This window comes from Photobacterium sp. ABD4_091, assembly GCF_056160145.1.
In genome coordinates this window covers 1-18004 of sequence record NZ_JBSWWQ010000010.1, presented here as the reverse complement: position 1 = coordinate 18004, position 18004 = coordinate 1, and the positions used below count along the sequence as shown (strand labels likewise).

At 46.5% G+C, this 18004-nt stretch carries 19 protein-coding genes and 1 pseudogene; 8 read left to right on the top strand and 12 right to left on the bottom strand.

What is annotated here, in order from left to right; all coding sequences use genetic code 11:
- Nucleotides 1-43: 43 nt before the first annotated feature.
- Together ACXAGQ_RS28690 and ACXAGQ_RS28685 are read right to left on the bottom strand one after the other, a co-directional pair.
- A complete protein-coding gene (locus ACXAGQ_RS28690) occupies nucleotides 44-820 on the bottom strand; it encodes an inositol monophosphatase family protein (protein ID WP_475258651.1) in 777 nt (258 codons plus the stop codon).
- Nucleotides 821-964: 144 nt separating this feature from the next.
- Nucleotides 965-2404 carry a sucrose-specific PTS transporter subunit IIBC gene (locus tag ACXAGQ_RS28685; RefSeq protein ID WP_475258627.1) on the bottom strand — a complete coding sequence of 480 codons (1440 nt, stop codon included), beginning with the start codon at nucleotides 2402-2404 and terminating at the stop codon, nucleotides 965-967.
- 391 nt (nucleotides 2405-2795) lie between these two features.
- Between ACXAGQ_RS28685 and ACXAGQ_RS28680 the strand changes: the two genes are divergently transcribed.
- From ACXAGQ_RS28680 to ACXAGQ_RS28670, 3 genes are all read left to right on the top strand, one after another.
- Nucleotides 2796-3785, top strand: coding sequence for a LacI family DNA-binding transcriptional regulator (locus ACXAGQ_RS28680; protein WP_475258626.1), 990 nt, complete (start codon nucleotides 2796-2798; stop codon nucleotides 3783-3785).
- 163 nt (nucleotides 3786-3948) lie between these two features.
- Nucleotides 3949-5595 (top strand): glycoside hydrolase family 32 protein, encoded by a 1647-nt coding sequence (locus ACXAGQ_RS28675; protein WP_475258625.1) that lies wholly within the window; start codon nucleotides 3949-3951, stop codon nucleotides 5593-5595.
- Nucleotides 5596-5879: 284 nt separating this feature from the next.
- Nucleotides 5880-7115, top strand: a complete 1236-nt coding sequence (locus tag ACXAGQ_RS28670) for an MFS transporter (protein WP_475258623.1) — start codon at nucleotides 5880-5882, stop codon at nucleotides 7113-7115.
- Between the two features lie 80 nt (nucleotides 7116-7195).
- Here the strand turns inward: ACXAGQ_RS28670 and ACXAGQ_RS28665 are convergent, their stop codons facing one another.
- The 4 genes from ACXAGQ_RS28665 to ACXAGQ_RS28650 all read right to left on the bottom strand — a co-directional run bounded on the left by ACXAGQ_RS28665 (nucleotide 7196) and on the right by ACXAGQ_RS28650 (nucleotide 9609).
- On the bottom strand, nucleotides 7196-7369 hold the full coding sequence (locus ACXAGQ_RS28665; RefSeq protein ID WP_475258621.1) for a hypothetical protein: 174 nt from the start codon (nucleotides 7367-7369) through the stop codon (nucleotides 7196-7198).
- Nucleotides 7370-7459: 90 nt separating this feature from the next.
- Nucleotides 7460-7639 carry a hypothetical protein gene (locus ACXAGQ_RS28660; RefSeq protein WP_475258620.1) on the bottom strand — a complete coding sequence of 60 codons (180 nt, stop codon included), beginning with the start codon at nucleotides 7637-7639 and terminating at the stop codon, nucleotides 7460-7462.
- A gap of 204 nt (nucleotides 7640-7843) precedes the next feature.
- Entirely contained in the window at nucleotides 7844-8770 is a 927-nt protein-coding gene (locus ACXAGQ_RS28655) for an aminoimidazole riboside kinase (RefSeq protein ID WP_475258618.1), read from the bottom strand.
- Between the two features lie 239 nt (nucleotides 8771-9009).
- A complete protein-coding gene (locus ACXAGQ_RS28650) occupies nucleotides 9010-9609 on the bottom strand; it encodes a hypothetical protein (protein ID WP_475258617.1) in 600 nt (199 codons plus the stop codon).
- A gap of 199 nt (nucleotides 9610-9808) precedes the next feature.
- On the opposite strand from ACXAGQ_RS28650, the gene ACXAGQ_RS28645 reads away from it, so the two are divergent.
- Together ACXAGQ_RS28645 and ACXAGQ_RS28640 are read left to right on the top strand one after the other, a co-directional pair.
- Nucleotides 9809-10366, top strand: a complete 558-nt coding sequence (locus tag ACXAGQ_RS28645; protein ID WP_475258615.1) for a hypothetical protein — start codon at nucleotides 9809-9811, stop codon at nucleotides 10364-10366.
- 51 nt (nucleotides 10367-10417) lie between these two features.
- Nucleotides 10418-10867, top strand: a complete 450-nt coding sequence (locus ACXAGQ_RS28640) for a DUF3429 domain-containing protein (RefSeq protein WP_475258614.1) — start codon at nucleotides 10418-10420, stop codon at nucleotides 10865-10867.
- Nucleotides 10868-10872: 5 nt separating this feature from the next.
- On the opposite strand, the gene ACXAGQ_RS28635 is transcribed toward ACXAGQ_RS28640, so the two are convergent.
- The 3 genes from ACXAGQ_RS28635 to ACXAGQ_RS28625 all read right to left on the bottom strand — a co-directional run bounded on the left by ACXAGQ_RS28635 (nucleotide 10873) and on the right by ACXAGQ_RS28625 (nucleotide 13218).
- Nucleotides 10873-12168, bottom strand: a complete 1296-nt coding sequence (locus tag ACXAGQ_RS28635) for an ATP-binding protein (RefSeq protein WP_475258613.1) — start codon at nucleotides 12166-12168, stop codon at nucleotides 10873-10875.
- A 9-nt stretch (nucleotides 12169-12177) separates the two neighbouring features.
- Nucleotides 12178-12900, bottom strand: coding sequence for a response regulator (locus tag ACXAGQ_RS28630; protein ID WP_475258612.1), 723 nt, complete (start codon nucleotides 12898-12900; stop codon nucleotides 12178-12180).
- A gap of 141 nt (nucleotides 12901-13041) precedes the next feature.
- Nucleotides 13042-13218: a hypothetical protein gene (locus tag ACXAGQ_RS28625; RefSeq protein WP_475258610.1), complete on the bottom strand. Its 177-nt coding sequence runs from the start codon at nucleotides 13216-13218 to the stop codon at nucleotides 13042-13044.
- Nucleotides 13219-13408: 190 nt separating this feature from the next.
- On the opposite strand from ACXAGQ_RS28625, the pseudogene ACXAGQ_RS28620 reads away from it, so the two are divergent.
- A pseudogene (locus ACXAGQ_RS28620) lies at nucleotides 13409-13627 on the top strand (helix-turn-helix domain-containing protein); the annotation flags it as partial.
- Here the strand turns inward: ACXAGQ_RS28620 and ACXAGQ_RS28615 are convergent.
- Together ACXAGQ_RS28615 and ACXAGQ_RS28610 are read right to left on the bottom strand one after the other, a co-directional pair.
- On the bottom strand, nucleotides 13611-13940 hold the full coding sequence (locus ACXAGQ_RS28615; protein ID WP_475258608.1) for a hypothetical protein: 330 nt from the start codon (nucleotides 13938-13940) through the stop codon (nucleotides 13611-13613). The pseudogene ACXAGQ_RS28620 and the gene ACXAGQ_RS28615 sit on opposite strands and share 17 nt — an antisense overlap.
- A gap of 124 nt (nucleotides 13941-14064) precedes the next feature.
- On the bottom strand, nucleotides 14065-15027 hold the full coding sequence (locus ACXAGQ_RS28610) for an agmatinase (protein WP_475258606.1): 963 nt from the start codon (nucleotides 15025-15027) through the stop codon (nucleotides 14065-14067).
- 120 nt (nucleotides 15028-15147) lie between these two features.
- Here ACXAGQ_RS28610 and ACXAGQ_RS28605 point away from each other — a divergent pair, with 120 nt between their 5' ends.
- Together ACXAGQ_RS28605 and ACXAGQ_RS28600 are read left to right on the top strand one after the other, a co-directional pair.
- A complete protein-coding gene (locus ACXAGQ_RS28605; RefSeq protein ID WP_475258605.1) occupies nucleotides 15148-16035 on the top strand; it encodes an ArgP/LysG family DNA-binding transcriptional regulator in 888 nt (295 codons plus the stop codon).
- Nucleotides 16036-16380: 345 nt separating this feature from the next.
- Nucleotides 16381-17835 (top strand): hypothetical protein, encoded by a 1455-nt coding sequence (locus tag ACXAGQ_RS28600; RefSeq protein ID WP_475258603.1) that lies wholly within the window; start codon nucleotides 16381-16383, stop codon nucleotides 17833-17835.
- Here the strand turns inward: ACXAGQ_RS28600 and ACXAGQ_RS28595 are convergent.
- Nucleotides 17813-18004, bottom strand: a 192-nt coding sequence (locus tag ACXAGQ_RS28595) for a hypothetical protein (RefSeq protein ID WP_475258602.1), incomplete at its 5' end; no start/stop codon positions are given. The two genes, ACXAGQ_RS28600 and ACXAGQ_RS28595, sit on opposite strands and share 23 nt — an antisense overlap.

The window sequence follows — 18004 nt, the reverse complement described above, 5'->3', positions numbered from 1 at the left end:
AAGCAGTTGAACGTCAGGGTACCGCGCTATTGTGAAGCAGGCATCAGTACTTATCAGGGAATAACTGGTAGCGGTTTAGCTTGCCATTAAGAACCTTCACTTCGGCACCGCGCTTGAGTACGTCGCCCGGCAAAGGAAATACCTGCCCGCCAGCCTCTTTTACCAATAGCCAGCCAGCGAGAAAGTCCCACGCAGGAAGATACGCTTCGTAATATCCGTCCAGTCGCCCACAAGCCACATGCGCCATAGATAATGCACATGATCCCAAGCGCCGGTAATCAGCATGTTGACGAGTTAACGCTTCAAGTTGCGAGAAATAGTCACACCCAGTACGAAAGGCATGGCCCATACCGATGATAGCCTGTTCTGTATTGGCGGTGTCACTAACCTTGATCGGAAAACCGTTAAGGTACGCCCCCATATTGTGCTGGGCACTGAACAATTCATCATTGACCGGGTTGTAGATCACCCCTACTTCCACCGTGTGGTGACGGATGTAAGCAATCGATACAGACCAGAAAGGGATTTGGTGCAGGTAATTAACTGAGCCGTCAATGGCATCAATCACCCAATAACCATCACCCGCCGAAACTGGATGGGTGACACCCCGCTCTTCACCATATATGCCGTCGTTAGGAAAATAGTCCCCAAGCCTTTTACGTATCAAGTCTTCAACGGCAAAATCTGCTTCGGTCACGAGGTCATTGCGAGAGGGATACTGAACATCCATCGCTTCTCGGCGCAATAAGAAACTCAATGCCAACTTGCCGCCCTCTTTGGCAAGTTGAACTGCAGTTTGGCAACGATCAGCTGTCAGCATTTCCACAACAAAGCTCCAGAACCATTCATCATTTAGTTGTAAATGTCGCTTTAATATAAACAACACATATGACTTATTGATGAAACAAAAAAGGGTGAGCTTATCAGCCCACCCTCATCATTATTTCAATTTTACATTTGTATATTAAGCAGTAACTGCTTTCGGCGTAGCCTTCTTCTGCTTCAGGCCAAAGAGCATGGTCAAACCGAAGGCCACACCAAAGGAAATCACCATGCCTACAATGTAGTACATCACAGAGTTAGGGTCGATAGAGATAATACCCGGCAAGCCTGCCGCACCCAGTGCCGTCGCTTTTACCTTGAACAGGGTAATGAAAGCACTTGCCGTTGCTGCGCCAATAATGGCAGCAATGAACGGGTAGCGGTATTTCAGGTTCACACCGAACATGGCTGGCTCAGTAATACCCAGCAATGCTGTCACGCCCGATGGCATCGCAATCCCCTTGGCTTTTTTGTCTTTGGTCGTCAAACCGAATGCCAGACAAGCCGCGCCTTGCGCCACGTTGGACATCGCCGCGATTGGGAAGATGAAGGTACCGCCGGTTACCGCGATATCAGCAAGCAGTTGGGTTTCAAACGCGATGAAGCTATGGTGCATACCGGTAATAACAAACGGCGAATATACCAAACCGAACAGACCGCCACCGATAAACCCAGCAGACTCATACAGCCAGTTAAGGCCATCGCCAAGAAGGAAACCCGCATCTCGGGTGATAGGACCTACAAGTGTGAAGGTCAGGAAACCGGTGATAAAAATCGCCAGCATCGGGGTCAACAAGTTGTCCAATACTGATGGGATAACTTTACGCAGGCCATTTTCAACTTTGGCAAGGATGAAAGCGGCTACTAGTACCGGCAGTACCGAGCCTTGGTATCCTACTTTCTGGATTTCAAAGCCAAAGATGTTCCACACCGGGATATTGCCGCTGACGCTAGCCCCACCGAAGCCCCAGCCATTTAGAAGATCCGGGTGAACCATCAACATACCCAGCGCAGCGCCGAGGAACGGGTTGCCGCCAAACTTCTTCGATGCCGAGAATGCCAGCAAAACAGGGAGGTAGACAAATGGAGCGTTGGCAAACGTGTTGATCATCGACGCCAGATCAGCCATACCCGGGTAGGCTTCAATCAAAGACTGACCATCTATAAACAAGCCTTGTGCAGTCAGCAGGTTGAAGATACCCATCAATAGGCCGCCCGCGACAATCGCTGGAATGATCGGAACAAAAATATCAGACAAGCCTTTCACCGCGCGCTGAATAACGTTCTGTTTTTGTGCGCCAGCGGAAGCGACGTCTTTGGTCGACATCTCTGTCTGGCCAGTCTCTGCCGTCATCGCCGCATACACCTGGTTGACAATACCTGAGCCAAAAATCACCTGGATTTGGCCTGCCACCTGAAATTGGCCCTTTACCCCTTCGATGTCGTCAATTGCTTTCAAGTCGGCTTTGCTTTCATCATGCAAGGCCAAACGTAATCGCGTCGCACAGTGAGCTGCCGCTGCAATATTGTCTTTTCCACCAAGCTTTTCAATAAGTTGCTTAGCTATAACTGGAAAGTCCATCTTTCTACCCCCGTCGTGAATGCGTTTCACGCTCAGAAATTTAAATTCCACCCTCAACATGTCTGTTGTCTGGGTACACGTTATTAAAATCTTTTTTGCTCCCGAGACATCAAGGTTTGCCTTGCGGCTGAGCAGGTGTTGGGGCTGCTCACCTTGCCGATTCACTACTTAAATAGCTTGAATCATTTTCGGGAACGTTACCGAAATAGTTTTTACGATCAAGTAAGCTGGCGTCAAGCTACTGTTTGCTGAGTGTGAGGCGGATCGGCGTATACGACAAAACACCGACCACATATGTGATCTACATCACCATAGATAACCAAAGCCAAGAGCAAAGATTGCAAAGCATCCCTAAATTGCAGGATCATCTCGGTTAACCAAGGAGTTATATATGGCAAGCCTTCATGATGTAGCACGACTGGCCGGGGTCTCTAAATCAACCGTTTCTCGGGTGATTAATGACGAATATGGCGTCAAAGAAGCCACCAAGGTCAAGGTAAGGCGTGCGATAGAAGAGTGTGGTTACGTAGTAAACCAAGTCGCTAAAGACTTAAAATCCAATAAAACCAACCTGATAGGAATTATTGTTCCTCGCGTTGCATCGAATGCGACCTCGCAGGGTGTCGACGGATTGAGCGAAGTGTTCGAACAAGCAGGTAAACAAGTACTGCTGGCCAATAGCCGCTTGGAGGCAGGAAAGGAACTGCAATACATCGAACTGTTCAATCAAAAGCGCGTCGAAGGTATCGTGATGTTTGCCACCCATATCGATGATGAGCTGGTCACTGCTATCAAGCGCTCCAAGGCACCGGTGGTTCTGATCGGCCAGGACGGCTCCAGTTTCAATATCCCCAGTGTCATCCATGATGACTACCGAGTAGGTTATTGTGCAGGTGAATTCCTCTCCCAAGCAGGCTGTAAGCACGTCGGCTTTCTCGGGGTGCAGAGTGATGATATCGCGGTTGACCAGCAGCGCTTCGATGGTTTCTCTACTGCGCTCAAACACTTGGCAGCCAAGCCTCCCAAGTTTCATAGCCAAGGGCAATTTTCAATCGCTTCCGGCCGTCAGGAAATGGCTGACATTTTAGCTAGTAATCAACAAGTTGACGGTGTATTTTGTGCTACTGACCGAATTGCAATTGGTGCGATGCAAGCCATTACGGCCGCAGGGCTAGTACCTGGAAAAGACATCAAGGTGATCGGTGTCGGTAATGACGAAATGGCCGCAGTCGTCACTCCTAGTCTTTCCACTTTTGCCTACGGCTTCGAGCCTGCGGGAAACAATGCAGCCAAAATGCTGTTGGAAATCATTGAACAAGGCCGAAGCCAGGTCTCCAAACTAGTACTGGGCTTTGACTGGGTTCAACGCGAAAGTAGTTAACCCCCTCCCGTACTTTTCCTGCCTTAAAAAGCGATCAAACGCACAATTTTCTTCATAAAGGGGAGTATTTCCACAACTCCCCTTGCCTTAAATACTGCCTTTTCTGTATTTTTGGAACGTTCCCTAAAAACAACAAGCAAATTTAGCTTAAGGTCTCGCATCCATGACACTGACAGATATCCTTGCTGCCTGCGGCGGCCCCAATAATCTCTTGCGCGCTTTGCGTGTCGAGCAACAGGTGATTCTGGAGCTTAAGGAACCGGAACTACGCTCCGACCTTGCTCGTGTGCTGCCCTTCCAGAGCAACCTCAATCAAGTTTCATGGACGCCGGATATGCCTCTGAGTGAGGCTGAATGGGAACGATTAGGCCGTATTATCGAACAAAACCAGCGCCTGCAGCTTGCGGATGTCAGTGAAACGACCGAATCACAGCATCGTCCGCTGTGGCACATTGCGCCGCCGCAAGGCTTGCTCAACGATCCTAACGGTTTCACCTACCACAATGGTGAATACCACCTGTTTTACCAGCTCTACCCATTTGGCTGTGTGCACAAAGACAAGTACTGGGCTCATGTTACCAGTACCGATCTAGTTAACTGGCAAAGCCAGCCTATGGCGCTGTTCCCATCAGACTGGTTCGACAGCCACGGTGTTTTCTCAGGCCACGCAGTCAGTACCGAAGAGGAGCTGATGCTGTTCTATACCGGCAATGTCCGTATCGGCGAGCAACGCGACCGTATCACCACCCAGTGCCTTGCCACCTCAACAGACGGGATCCATTTCACCAAGCACGGCCCAGTTATCGGCAGCTTGCCGCCGTCGGTCACACCGCACTGCCGCGATCCGAAACTGGTTAAAAATGGCGATCACTGGTTGATGCTATTGGGGGCCCAGCAAGAGACCGCTGATGGACAACTGCTTGGTCGCTTGGCTATCTATCGTTCTGCGGATTTGCACCAGTGGGAATTTGTCTCTCTGGCTGGCGATGAGCTGAATGACTTCGGCTACATGTGGGAATGCCCGGATCTATTTAAGCTTAACGACCAACTGGTAGCGATCATCTGCCCGCAAGGTATCGAAGCCGATAGCGAGCACCATAATATCCCGCACCATAATGGCTACTTGCAGGCTACGTTAGATGACAACGACCAGCTTGGCCTGTCAGACTTCCGAACTCTGGATTATGGCTTTGATTTCTATGCGCCGCAGTCGACGGAGGCTCCGGACGGACGCCGCTTGATGGTAGGTTGGATGGGCTTACCAGATGAAATCGAACAGCCAAGTGTTGCCGACAAGTGGCTGCACCAGCTTACTTGCCTACGTGAGCTAACTTGGCAAAACGGGAAGCTATACCAACAACCCGCTCGCGAGCTACAGCAACTCCGTGGCGAAATGCAGCGCTTCGAGCTCAACAGCAGCAATGGCGATTGTTCTGTTGATCTCGGCAGCAAGAGCTTTGAGCTGAAAACTACCCTGCCTTGGCCTGTAAAAGGACAAACGACGCTTCGTGTCATGGACAATGGCAACGAGTACTGCGACATCATCCTTGATGCCGAACAGCAGATGATCCGCTTAGATCGCACCTATGCCAAACCGACTGATGGTGAAACGATCCGTGAGCTCCCTTGGCATGAACAGCGTGATGTTGAAATGCAGCTGCTGGCTGACAACTCATCACTGGAGCTTTTTATCAATCAGGGCGAGTTTGTGATGACTGCGCGGGTATTTACCGCTGAAGATGCAACCACCTTACGTGTGATTGGCAACGAACCGGTCTCTGTTGAGGCTAAAGCTTGGCTGCTGGGCTAGGTTCCATTTTAAACTGTTCCCCCTACATCATGGCTACCTGCCGAGTTTTCTCAGCGCTTCTGAAGGTAGCCATGATTCCATAACTCCATACTTCAACACTTCGCTTACCTTCGTTCCTCCTACCCCTGCCCGCAGCGTAAATGCTTTGCCTGTAGATGAACCCGTTGAGTTGATCAGGTTTAAGTCAAGATTATTTCTACTATTCTAGAATAATAAATATTTAATATTTATCCGCTAACCTTATCGAGTGAATTAACCTCGTCGCTTTTTCATTCAGGACTACCATGACATACGCCACGCTCTTGCTCGCCACTGCACAAACCTTACTATGGGCCAGTTTGTACTACCTGTTCCCCGCCACCTTGCTGGAATGGGAAAATCAATTTTCCTGGAGCCGCTCTGATCTCACCTTGGCTTTCACCCTGGGTATTGCCGTTTCAGCAATCTTTTCCCCTCTTGCAGGCAGGCTTATCGACCGTGGTCATGGGCCATCGATGCTTACCGTATGTTCTTTGATCGGAGGTGCTCTGTTGTGGTCACTGAGCCATGTCACATCCCTGACAGGCTTCTATTTCCTATGGCTTGGTATCGGTGTCGCGATGGCTGGGTGCCTCTATGAGCCCTGCTTTGCCTTTCTTATCCGCTACCGCCTCGGCAACGCCAAACAAGCCATTACCGTCATCACGTTAGTTGCTGGTTTTGCTAGCACTATCTGTTTTCCAGCAACCCACTATTTGTTAACCCATTTTGGTTTGCCGACAGCTATCAAAGTTGCTGCATCAACGGTAGTTTTTATCGCTGTACCTATGGTGTATTTCAGTAGCCGATACATTCAAGCACATAGTACCCGGCAACAAATGACAGCTCGCTCTCGTCAGCACTACTCACCTTCTCGGTATCAGTTTTTATCCGACAAAACATTCTGGCTTCTAGCGGCTAGCTTCTCCTTACTGGGGTTAACCCATGGCGTAGTGATTAGCCATTTATTGCCTATTTTCGATGAACGTGCAGTGCCTGCTACTACGGCGATTCTCATTGCCTCTTTGATTGGCCCGATGCAAGTACTGGGAAGGGTTGTCTCGATTTTCGCTGATCGCCGCCTTAATTTAATAACCATGACGCTATGTTGTTTTATCGGCATTAATATTGCGCTTAGCTTATTCCTGTTTGCTGGAGATCAATTTTGGCTATTGATTGGATTTGTTTTTTTCCAGGGTGGCAGTTACGGCGTTATCAGCATCATGAAGCCAATGGTGACCCGCGAATTAATGGGTGATAGCAACTTCGGGGTAATTTCTGGCTCACTGGCCCTGCCCTACTTACTGTGCTCAGCATTTGCCCCTTATATCGGCTCGCTGATTTGGCAGCAGGGAGACTATGATACGGTATTGACGGCTATGCTGATCATCAGTGCATCAGCCCTAACAGCCTTCACTATTCTCGCGTTGAATAATAAAAGAGCATCCAGCAGTAAAGCTCAGATAAAGGAAGACGAGTTGGCAACTGAGCCTTGCTGTTGAGCCAGAGGTAGGGAACAAAACAAATACAGCCATCGACTTTTAACAGTAAAAGGCGATGGCTTTAAGTGTTACTTTAGCAATTATGCTTTTTTAAGCGCTTTCTTCAGCTTCTGCACTTTGGCCTCGGCTTTTTTAAGTTTTTCAACTTTCGCTTCTGCCTTTTTCAGTGACTTTTTAATATCTTTCTTGCTGACTTTCACTTCTTTTTTTACATCTTTTTTTACAACTTTGATTTTAGCATCTTTCTTAGCCATCTCATTTCCTTGTCATCGCTTTGTGCACTCGCCTAAAAGTGGCCCTGTGCGGGGTGAAAAACAGGCTGAGCAGAGAAACTGCCAACCTATTCATGATTCGCTAGATTTGTGCTCTTCAATGAACTGCTTGATAAAACGGCGTAGCTCTCTTGCAGCGGAAGTATCCAAGTCTTCACACAGAGAAACAAACTCATCACGTTGCTCTCCGTTAATTCGAATGATGAGCTGACTGTCTTTCTTGTTTGCCGCTCGTTTTGCTTTCGGTGCCATCACAGATACACATTGTATATACATTGCATATATAAATAGTCTGCGATGAAAAAATGATCAATACAGTCGCTTAAAATGTGGGATGGGATAAGCAATATGTACTGCAAAATTTGCAAAATTGAATGGATGAACAAAAAAGACCCAGCGGTAGCCGGGCCTCTTCAGTGCGTGTAATTCGCATCTCTCAAGCGTGTTACACCAATATTATTCCGCCAAATACTCGGCCAGTTGCTCTGTTGTCGGCAATGCTGTCATCGCCCCTTTGGCCGTTGTGGCTAGCGCGCCACAGGCATTTGCTTGCTTGATGATATCCAGCAAAGTGGCTTTTTCTTGCCAATTATCGACAGATACCAAACCCGCCAACAGGCCGCCAACAAAGGCATCACCGGCACCTGTGGTATCGACAGGGCTAACCGGCTTACCAGTAACCAACTGCTGTTCATTACCCTGAACAACCAAAGCCCCTTTCTTACCCTGGGTAACGATCACCAAAGGCAGCTGGTAGTTTTCCTCTAGGAATGCCAGCGCTTCCTGCAAATCACCCTTATCCGTCAGGAACAACAATTCGTCATCAGAGAACTTCACCACGTCAGACAGCGCAACAGCTTGCATGACGACAGGCTTCAATTCAGCTGGGTTGGCCCACACTTCTTCGCGCAAGTTTGGGTCAAATGACACATAGCCACCAGCCGCTTTGATCGCTTTCATTGCCTCTAATGTTGTACCGCGAGAAGGCTCATTGGCTAGAGCAATAGAGCAAGCGTGCAGCCATTCACCTTGGGCAAAAGCAGGGACATCTTCACTAGATGTAAATTGGTCGGCACTCGGTTTTACCATAAAGGTAAAGCTGCGCTCGCCTTCATCGTCAAGATCAACAATTACAGTTGAAGTACGGTGCTCGGCATCCAGTTTCATCAAATCTGTATTTACGCCCTCTTCAGACAAAACCTGCTTCATAAAACGCCCTAGCGGATCTTGGCCAACACGACCGAAGAAAGCCGTTTCGCCACCTAGACGGGCAATACCTACCGCAACATTTGCAGGCGCACCGCCCGGACACTTCAGGTAAGTTCCTGCACTCTCAGGAATGAGGTCAACCACCGCATCACCAGTAACCCATACTTTTGCCATTCTCTTCTCTCCCAAAATTTCTAACTGTGCCAATTATTGCTAAACCGATTTAGCTGAACAACTAAAACAGCACCTGTTCAGGAATAAATGTGATCGGGATTACACTTCGACTCTGGTAACAATAGCAGCAGGATTTTATGACCAACAAAGCATCAGCTGTTATGAGATCAGAAACGCCCCGCTTGTTGAGCGAGGCGTTGCAGTAAGATCAATAATAGATAAGGGAAGCTAAACTTAATCTATTCAATTTTCTCATAGGTATTTAGCATTTCTTCCGGTGCAATACCGTATCCGCCATCGGTCAGGTAGCCATCTTTGTAGACTTTCATTCCAGCATCATTCCAATCGACATCGATAACCGCAGTTTCACCATCGGCGCTACCCAACAGGCTTAGGATCTCTTCAGTAATAGGGATGGCTTTAATGCTTTTTACCCTTTTGAAAGGCATAAAGGAGTCAAACATCGGCACTTCACCGTAAGTGCTCAACCAAGTTTCTTTTGGAACCAGCCATTCATTATAAACCGCACCAACAACAGGCAACGGGTTTCGGGCGATCACCACATCATCCGTTACCGTATTTTCGGTTTCCAACACCGGCTTGCCATTCTCTCCAGCCACATAGGTAGGAAATTGCTTACCCATTTCAACCTTGTGAGGAAGCCTGCCCAAGGTCACGGCTTTCTTACGGTATTCTTCTGCATCTTCAAATTTAACCATGATTTCTGGTACAGCTTGAAACGCAACAGGCGCTGACTCTGAGCCAAGCTCTGTTGATGAAAACACAGACCAGGAGGAAATAAGTGCAAAAGTACCTGCCACAAGAGAAAGCTTTCTCATTTTTAATCTCAACAGTAGTTACAACAGGGATATAGTAATGCTTCAAAGGCCCGTATGTCATGCATAAACAACACAATCTTCACAAATGCCCTTAATAATGACATCCATCAAACATAGATATACATTTCGTTGCATTACTCCGCTATTCATTGGATGATGACAATACTCGCCAATACCCTATTGGCATACGGAGGTGGTTATGGACAATCATGCATCTTGGCTAAAGTGGCTGCTGCATGCAATGACACTTGCCCCTTTAGCCCACCTTGCCATTGGCTTACCAGTTTATTTCATCTTGTTTGCTGGCTCCGCTGTCTATACCATCGGTCTATGCTTATTTGCTGCCGCAAGCATTCTGCCCTTCGAGTTTATCCACTCACTGGCACTCACCTACGCTGTTTCCGGTAAATTACTGATTGGTTTTACCCTTTACCAAGGTTGGCCACTTCCACTTGTCAGCCTAATCCCCGCCTTGTATCTCACCGCCCTGCTCATCCTGCGCTACAAGCTAAGAGAGACCAACTTCAGGGCATGGGTTGCTTACTTAATTGAGAATGTTTGGCGTTCGATACTGCTTTCTCTTGCCATCATGCTGATCGGGATTACTGTTGGGTTATCCGTTCACTTTTGTGCCTTAGTCTCAGGACTGTTTACAGCGGCCTACCTCTTTTACCGGGTATGCCACTTCTATGTCCCTTTATGGAGCAAAGTACTCAGGACATACATTAATAAAACGCCCCGACATCACAGCTCTTAAGCGTTCCCACTTAAGCTATGCTTTTTAAAAGCAATGATGAGGGAGCGCGCAATGACTTCAACACCCAATCAAATCATGACACGTCTGGCCTATTTAGGCTTGGTGCCGTTTGCACTGAGCCTGATCTGTATCTGGGCAGACAAAACCATGTTTGGCCTTAGTGCCCACAAGGTCTTTATTGCCTACAGTGCAGTGATCTTGAGCTTTCTTTCGGGCATTTTGTGGGGCAATGCCATTGACCATATGAAAACCAGCCTTAGCCGCAATGCCTTGTTGCTGAGCAACCTGTTTGCCTTGATCGCCTGGGGCGTTTTGCTCCATTCACCGGAAAGCTATGTATGGTCGGTGCTGGTTCTGCTGTTTGGTTTTGTCGCTATTTGGTTTGCCGAGAAAAAAATACGGGAGGTAGAAAAAGAAAATAGCCCGGCAGATTACCAACCAATGCGCAATAAGCTCACCGGGATTGTTGCCTTTTTCCACCTCGTTGCGCTAGCCAGTTAAGCTTTTCAAGCAATATGGCACTTGGCCTGTGGCAAGCGGATAGTGAACCTCGCCCCACCGCAATCGCTCTCGCTGATCTGAATTTCCCCCTGATGCAGCGAGACAACCTGGGCGACTATAGCTAGCCCCAGCCCATGCCCCCCAGACAGCCTGTCGCGAGAAGTGCCGACTCGGTAAAATGGTTTGAGGACATTCTCCCTCTCTTCCGGCGGGATACCGCAGCCATCATCATCGACTTGAATAGTCAGCGCTCCCTCTTGGCAAAACGCTTTGACTGAAATGCAGTGTTTTGCGTAGCGGAAAGCATTACGAATAATATTGGATACCGCCCTTTCGAGGTGGTGGGCATCCACATCAAAATAGCATTGTGAGGGGCACTCCAAACTCAGTACCTGCTTGGTGTCCTTCTGGCAGTGGGCAATGGTTCGCTGCAATACCTCTGCAACATCCTGCTGCTTGAGTTGCAGTGTCACCCCAGAGCGCTCCATCTTGGCAAAATACAGCAGCTCTTCAATCAGCGATTCCAGCTCATCGATATCATCATAAATACCAGCCAGGTAGCCTTTTTGTTCGGCATTCAGCGCCGATTCTTCCAACAAATCCAGCTGGCATTGCATCCGAAAAATTGGGGTTCTTAGCTCATGGGCAATGGCGTTGGTCAGGTGCTTGTGGCTTTGGATCAACTCAGAGATTTTATCGGCCATCTGATTAAAGCGGGCATTGAGTCGGCCAACCCGATCACCGGCTTTCTCCGATGCCCGTACTTTGAAATCGCCATCAGAAAAGGCCATAGTGGCCTCTTCCAGCTTACGGAAACGTCCGGACAGCAGCCTCAGCATAATCGCACTGTATAAGGCAAAAGTGGCAAAAAAGGAGGCCCATAACAGTTTGACTTCCAAATCCAGCATCTGCCACAGATCTTGCTCTACATCCGGCTGAAGGTAATACACCCACAGCTGATCCCCGAACACAACCCAATACTCGTTTTCATCATCAAACAGGGCACCACGGCGGCTAAGTTCATTGCGTTCATATTCGGTAAAACCAATTTCATCCCAGCTAAATTGCTGGAAGGTCAAATGGCTCTTCTCTGCATAGCCAGCCAATAATTTATTGGCCTTTTCTTGGCCGCGCTGGGCTGCAACATCATCCAAAATCTGCATCACGCTAGACACATGGCTGATTTCCAACTCCGCTTCGTAGTCTGTTGTCAGCTCCTGGGTCACAAAGGAAAAGGCAAAAATGCAGAGGAAGAACAGGCCCGACAACCCAACGAAAAACTCGAGGTAGAGACGCTTCATATTACCTTCTTACCAACGGTCAGGCACAAATAAGTATCCTTTTCCGCGCACTGTAATGATCTTCCTTGGTAGCGACGGGTTATCACCCAACTTCTTGCGCAGGGTAACTATCTTGTTGTCGATGGTACGGTCTAGGCCATCATATTTTATGCCACGGGTTTCCATTACCAAGAAATCCCGTGTTAGCACTTCATCAGGATGACAAGCCAGCAACCACAACAAGTTAAACTCACTGTCAGTCAGGCTAACTACTTCGCCATTCATTTCACAACTGCGGCTACGGTGATTAACAGTCAAAGCGCCATATCGGTGCTCCGATTCATCTTCAGAGGTAGGCGTAGACTCCCCGGCTGGCACTGAATTGACGCTAGTCACTTCACGGCGCAATAGCATTCTGATCCTCGCCAGCAATACCCGGGGCTTGATAGGTTTATTGACGAAATCATCTCCCCCAACTTCTAGCCCTGCGACATGATCGATATCATCATCGCTTGCTGTCAGGATCATAATTTTACTCTGTACCTTGCCACGGATTTTGCGGCAAATACTCAACCCATCCATACCTGGCAACATCAGATCCAATACCACTAAATCCGGTTGGTGGTTAATGATCACCTCAGGTGCTTCCAGCCCATCGTGTACTGTGATCACTTCAAACTGTTGTTGCCGAAGGTAATTTGCCAATAGCTCGCACAGCTTTTCGTCATCCTCGACCAACACAATCTTTAACATGTAACCAACCTACACCAAATAAAACAACGTTCAAAAAGCGAGGATACACACTTATAGGATCAAAATACACCTTTCACGCTATATATATTCAAAGGAGGGGTAAGGCGCCTAGAAACAGAGATAGCCATTGCACCCCAGCGGTTAGAGTGGCACATTTCTACCTATGCGTGAGGAAGAAAATATGTGAGTTTTGACAATGGCAACAACGGCCAAAAACAAACGTGCTGAAATAAGTGTTTTCAACTTCCTATTTTCTTTCTTAATGTATTCTACTTCTTCAATCAGAATATCTAGCTTTGTTGATTCTGCCGATTTCATTATGACTATATCCGTTGGTTCAAGTGATCAGAATCGTAATTTTTAATTTATTCCCTTTCAATTACCCGTACAAGAAGGCTTCGCTACTCCCTGAAGGAATAATCGTAAACGGCCACACGAATAAAACGTGTATACCCGTGATCATTGAAGATGCTTGATTTTCAGCGGTATGAGGATCATTCTACGACCCATGAAGGTAACTCTGACTAAGAAGCAAAAACATGAACTCGAAATCCAGCACGATAAAACGCGTGATGGCCGAGTGCGCGACCGCATTAAAGCGATACTGCTTGCTTCTGAAGGTTGGAGTACTGCCATGATTTCCCAAGCCTTGCGCATTCATGAAACAACCGTTCTCCGTCACCTTCAGGATTACGCACAGTCCGAGAAACTCAAACCTGAAAATGGTTGACCAAACCGGCATTAATCGGGTTCACCCACAGGTTATAACTACCCGGCTCAGCGCCATATAGAAGCCCGGCATTGATAATGGCGGTAACCACGAACAATAACATCAATGCTTGCAGCAACTGGGTTGAACCTCGGCGGTAAGCTCGGTTAATACTGCCTGCAAACCCAATCGCCCCTTTGGTCAGGGCAATACCAAGACCTAAACCCAGTAGTAGCCGCAAAAAGACAGCTTGATCCAGTGCCATCGCACCAGCAAAAAGGACAGACACCGCCATCGCCATACCTAGATATAATTGTTTAACGCCACCCATTTCGTCGTCCTGATCGTACGAAAAATGCAGAACGACATACTAGCGGCAGCTTCTTATTAATAGTTAACTTATTAATTTATGAATCATTCCCATATAGCATAAGTAAAATACCGCATTTAAGAAGCTACTTGTCAAAATATCCAGCCCTAACCGTTGCACCGATAAAATTACACAGCAATCGCTCAGCATGGATCATGGATATATTGCCAACATCGCAAGACGGGGTGATCTCGACCAAGTCCATGCCAACAACCCGTCCTTTTCTCACCAAGCCATGTATCAGCTTATGAAGTTGCACCCAGTTTAACCCGCCGGGAGTTTGAGCCAGTACGGCAGGCATAATGGTAGGATCGATACCATCAGCATCAATCGTCAAATAATACGTGCCGCCGTCAGGAATCGTTTTTAATACTGCTTCCATACCTAAATCATGGAGCTGATAAGCGGTGGTAATCGAGCATCCGTGTGCAATGGCATCACTCACTTCCTGATTCTTGGCACTGCCTATTCCCCGCATACCAATCTGATGGATACCTTTGATGTGAGGAAGCTCGGAAGCACGACGGATAACACTGGAATAGCCGTTTTTCTCCCCGTTGATTTCATCACGCCAGTCCAAGTGGGCATCTATGTGGATCAGGGTAATTTCTTCATCCAATACATCTAGTGCCTTTAAAATAGGAATAGGCACACCATGATCGCCCCCTAGCGTTATAAGCACTGAGTCAGCGGCAAAAATAGTACGGGCAACTTGTTCTGCTTTCTCATAGTGCTCACCGGGGTTAAAGCTAGAAGTAACATTACCGCAGTCTACAACCTTGATATCTTTACCATCTAACAAGGTTCCACCCAAATCGAAGTCGTAATTCCCCAAGGTCATCTCAATTTCCGTGAGCGTTGACCAGTTACGAATATGATCCGGTGCCAAGCTCTGATTATTGGCCATCCCGTCAACGCTGTATGGCATGCCATAGGGCACCCCTAGAATCGCAATATCTGAAGAGAAGTTTTCAAAATCGTTGACAAAAGGAAAGTCGAGGAAGGTCTGCGGTGACTTCGATGGTACTTGTGTGAGTGGCTTGGTCATGGTGAAAGATCCCTATCAGTTCATGTGTTTTCGACTTGATAGTAATCCTCCCCAAACATTGCATAAAACTAAATAATCTAATATATCTTTAGCAAAACTAAAGAATACTCGGTGATAAAAATGCTCGATCACAAGGAGATGGAAACCTTAATCGCTATCGTGGATGGCCAAAGTTTTGATAACGCCGCACGCCAATTACATATCTCGCCCGGCGCCGTATCGCAGCGTATTAAATCGCTGGAAAACCGGATAGGTCACTCTGTCTTAGTCCGTAGCACACCGCCACAAGCAACTGAGGTAGGCAAGCAGATTCTGGGCTATGCTCGCCGTATGCTCTTGCTGCAAAATGAGATGAACCATGCCCTGAACCATGATTCGGATAGCGATTCCCTATCTCTTGCGATTGCAGTCAATCACGATAGCTTAAGCTGCTGGTTTATGGATGTTTTAGACCAATTTAGTGATAGGCCAAATCTGTCTTTTGATATCCGGACATCAAATACAGTCTCAACCCAAGCATTACTCAAAAGTGGTGAAGTCATCGCTGCTATCACCTCGAAAGCCAATCACATAGGTGGATGCAAAACCCGATACCTCGGCCAATTGGAATATCTTCCGGTATGCTCTCAGTTATATTGTGATCACTATTTCAAAAACGGTATTGGCAAGAAACAACTCGCCTCAGCTCCCATCGCCATTTTCGACAGGGATGATGACTTGGTGGATAAGTATTTATCGATTCATGGTGTAGAACGTAAACAGCAAAGAACCCACTACCTTCCTAGCTCTCATGTACTTCTCGATGCCGTAAAACGCGGAACTGCTTGGACTATGCTTCCTAAGCTCCTAATTGAAGATCAGTTAGGATCCTCTGCTTTAATGCCTATTTCTTCTAACTCCATCTTTGTAGAGCTTTATTGGAACACCTGGGAGCAAGAATCAGAGATAATTTCCCAAATTGAAAAGCAAGTACTTTCTATTGCAAAGAAAAATTTAATTCAATTTTAAGGTATGCATCATAAATGAACACTTTCTCAGTGGTTACTTTTCAAACTAAAAGCATGTAGAAGCTCAACAATAAAAAATTTGCACATGACTTAAATCAATTAAATATCATTAAAAAAACTACTACAAGTAACCAGAAAAATTTTTTACACACTTAGAAAAAACGCAAAAAAAATAAAAGCAAGCATTATAAATAATGTAAGTTATTATTTCTACTGAAATTATTAAACCCTTTCTTGTATATAATAATTTGCTGTTAAAGCAGTTGAAAGCTCTATATTGCTTTTTTTTAAAAAAACTCAAAGTCTACTACGGTAGTTTCATTATCCATTCTATAATTAATAAAGCATGAAAAAAAAATTAAAAACAAACAAGAAATACTTAGCAGTAATCACAAGCCTTTTATTACTCGGTTGCGATGACAGTAAAGACGATAATTACTCTTACACAATTAACACTATGGATGCTCAAGGGTTTGCCTTTGGAAATTTAACCCAAAGTAATAATGCGCAACCACTAACAACTGAAGATAGCTACTTTAGCAACTTACAATGTAAAGACCTTGTCAAGATGACAGGTTCTGAAGATCAACTTGATGTCGAAACCGTATTCGAAATTAATCAACCTTATTTCCGATGCGACATCTATCAAGCCGTTGCTATGAGTGACCAGCTTATTCTTAAAGGTTACTTCCAAGACTTAAATCTCTCTCATGATGGAAGAAGGATTGATTGTCATATCCTCAGTTTGCCATTTGGGGAAACTGATGCGCAACCTGTATGCCTAGACTTTATCTATAACGAAGAGTTAACAGACTACTACGCCGAAAACTATGGCACTTTAAAAACAGACACAAAAGGCGAACGTTTATATATCCCTCGACGCGATAAGTTCCGCAAAACAAGCTCTGTATCTAAAGAGCGCTTGCTCATTTGGGAAAACAACCAGTTCCGCAGTCCTTACGAACGCGAAGGTACCGATATGCGGTATAGCAATCCGGAGGCCTTCGCATACTCTGGTGATTTCCATGCAATACGTCATAACCGGGCTGGCTATAACAGCACAATTGATATGTATGTTGCGAGTAAAGATAGCCCCGACGGGCAAGATTGGCGTCGAGTGAATACAGACCTAGAAAGAGATGTATACACAGCTGTTTCATTGCAGTACAAAAACTTATTGCTCACTGAATACAGTAAAGTTATCACAGATGAAGACACCCCGAATAGCTCACGACGAGAAGTACAAATACTCAACCTTGACACTGGTGAATTAGTGCCGCTTAGCCCAGCACTCCGTCAAGGCTATCAGTTTAATCAGGATATCTACGAAGGCCATAGCTTCGGCTATTTCACTGGCTCATATTCTACTTTCAACGAGGATGGTGACCCAGATCATGTCTCAGGTGTTATTGCTTTTGACCCTGTTAGTAAAGTAATCGCACCTTTGGTTCACGATAACAACCCAACCGGTGAGCTGATCCCAAGTTATTCAGGCAACCATGCCGCTTTGTATATCTACCAACAGAGTGATTCACTGAATGAAGCCCACCTGTCTTATATCGACTTAAGAACAGATCAATATAATAGCGATAACCTGCTAGAGAGCGGAGCCTTCGCTGATTTTGATGTTATTAATGGTGTACTCCGTTATTCAAACGGTATTTTTGTAATGGGTACCACGCATAGCGGTCAGTCATTGCGTGTTTACCACAACCACGTAACTGGCGAAATTGAACTTCATGACGTCGCACCAACTGAAATCCATGCGCCTATTCCACTCATCCGCCTTGAAAACCAGTAACACATGTTCTAATGCCTAATTCGAACCAAATCAAGGCATAGGATGAGAATACAAAAAAAGCCCAACATTTCTGTTGGGCTTTTTCTAAATGTGGCGGAGCGCTCTGGGTATTAGAGGATTTGCCCCCTATCACTTGCTTTGCCAAAGTCCAGATGTAAAAAAGCCAGCG

Coding starts and splice junctions, on each gene's coding strand:
- ACXAGQ_RS28685 (WP_475258627.1), bottom strand. CDS start 2,404: ATGGACTTTCCAGTTATAGCTAAGCAACTTATTGAAAAGCTTGGTGGA.
- ACXAGQ_RS28680 (WP_475258626.1), top strand. CDS start 2,796: ATGGCAAGCCTTCATGATGTAGCACGACTGGCCGGGGTCTCTAAATCA.
- ACXAGQ_RS28610 (WP_475258606.1), bottom strand. CDS start 15,027: ATGACCAAGCCACTCACACAAGTACCATCGAAGTCACCGCAGACCTTC.
- ACXAGQ_RS28690 (WP_475258651.1), bottom strand. CDS start 820: ATGCTGACAGCTGATCGTTGCCAAACTGCAGTTCAACTTGCCAAAGAG.
- ACXAGQ_RS28615 (WP_475258608.1), bottom strand. CDS start 13,940: ATGGGTGGCGTTAAACAATTATATCTAGGTATGGCGATGGCGGTGTCT.
- ACXAGQ_RS28675 (WP_475258625.1), top strand. CDS start 3,949: ATGACACTGACAGATATCCTTGCTGCCTGCGGCGGCCCCAATAATCTC.
- ACXAGQ_RS28625 (WP_475258610.1), bottom strand. CDS start 13,218: ATGAAATCGGCAGAATCAACAAAGCTAGATATTCTGATTGAAGAAGTA.
- ACXAGQ_RS28605 (WP_475258605.1), top strand. CDS start 15,148: ATGCTCGATCACAAGGAGATGGAAACCTTAATCGCTATCGTGGATGGC.
- ACXAGQ_RS28635 (WP_475258613.1), bottom strand. CDS start 12,168: ATGAAGCGTCTCTACCTCGAGTTTTTCGTTGGGTTGTCGGGCCTGTTC.
- ACXAGQ_RS28600 (WP_475258603.1), top strand. CDS start 16,381: ATGAAAAAAAAATTAAAAACAAACAAGAAATACTTAGCAGTAATCACA.
- ACXAGQ_RS28655 (WP_475258618.1), bottom strand. CDS start 8,770: ATGGCAAAAGTATGGGTTACTGGTGATGCGGTGGTTGACCTCATTCCT.
- ACXAGQ_RS28670 (WP_475258623.1), top strand. CDS start 5,880: ATGACATACGCCACGCTCTTGCTCGCCACTGCACAAACCTTACTATGG.
- ACXAGQ_RS28650 (WP_475258617.1), bottom strand. CDS start 9,609: ATGAGAAAGCTTTCTCTTGTGGCAGGTACTTTTGCACTTATTTCCTCC.
- ACXAGQ_RS28645 (WP_475258615.1), top strand. CDS start 9,809: ATGGACAATCATGCATCTTGGCTAAAGTGGCTGCTGCATGCAATGACA.
- ACXAGQ_RS28660 (WP_475258620.1), bottom strand. CDS start 7,639: ATGGCACCGAAAGCAAAACGAGCGGCAAACAAGAAAGACAGTCAGCTC.
- ACXAGQ_RS28665 (WP_475258621.1), bottom strand. CDS start 7,369: ATGGCTAAGAAAGATGCTAAAATCAAAGTTGTAAAAAAAGATGTAAAA.
- ACXAGQ_RS28630 (WP_475258612.1), bottom strand. CDS start 12,900: ATGTTAAAGATTGTGTTGGTCGAGGATGACGAAAAGCTGTGCGAGCTA.
- ACXAGQ_RS28640 (WP_475258614.1), top strand. CDS start 10,418: ATGACTTCAACACCCAATCAAATCATGACACGTCTGGCCTATTTAGGC.